We start from the raw sequence: 719 nt of genomic DNA on the forward strand, positions 1-719 counted from the left end.
CTTGGCAATGGCACCGGCGAGCGACGCGGAGATCGGCCGGACGGTCGCTGCTGCCCGCGCCGCGATGGCCGCCTTGTCAAGCGGAACCAGCGTCAATCGGTTGGAAGCGGCGGAGGCGATCAGCTTCTCGATGCGCGAATCGAAACTGCGCGGCGCGGTGGCGACGATCAGGGTGATGTCCGAGCGTGTTGCAGCCGCGGCGATCTCGTCGAGACGCTGCTCCGGCAGCAGGTGCGCGTCATCGACGAGAACAATCGATCCGGACGGCGCGTCGGCGATGGTGCCCGTGTACGCGTCCACCGACGCCGCAACGGACGCGAGAACCGCGGATCGACCGGAGCCGTTCACACCGACGACGATATGGAATCCGTTGGCGTCGAGCGCATCACGGACGAAGCGATCGGCGCGCTCGATGCCGACGAGTTCGGAACGGGTACTGGTCACGGTCGACCTATCGGCCGGTCAGGCCGCCGAGGGCTCCGCCGAGTCCGTCACCGACACCGCCGACGACACCGCCGAGCCCGTCACCGACACCGCCGACCACTCCGCCGAGCCCGTTCCCGACGCCCTGTCCGACATCGCCGAGGGTGGGGCCCTGATAGCTGGGAACCTGCACGTTCGGTGCCTGCGGAACCTGCACGGCAGGCGGTTGGTAGTTGGGAACAGTCGGAGCAGTGACCGGCGGGATGGTCGGCACGGTTGCCGCGCCGTTACCCGCG

2 pseudogenes are annotated in these 719 nt (G+C 68.8%); both read right to left on the reverse strand.

The features are described 5' to 3' along the window. Positions 1 to 444: pseudogene (locus RHBS_RS28275) on the reverse strand (hypothetical protein); the annotation flags it as partial. A gap of 7 nt (positions 445 to 451) precedes the next feature. Then, positions 452 to 719 (reverse strand): annotated as a pseudogene (locus tag RHBS_RS28280) (hypothetical protein); the annotation flags it as partial.

Origin of the sequence: Rhodococcus sp. BS-15 (assembly GCF_000813105.1) — a bacterium.
Lineage (GTDB): Bacteria > Actinomycetota > Actinomycetes > Mycobacteriales > Mycobacteriaceae > Rhodococcoides.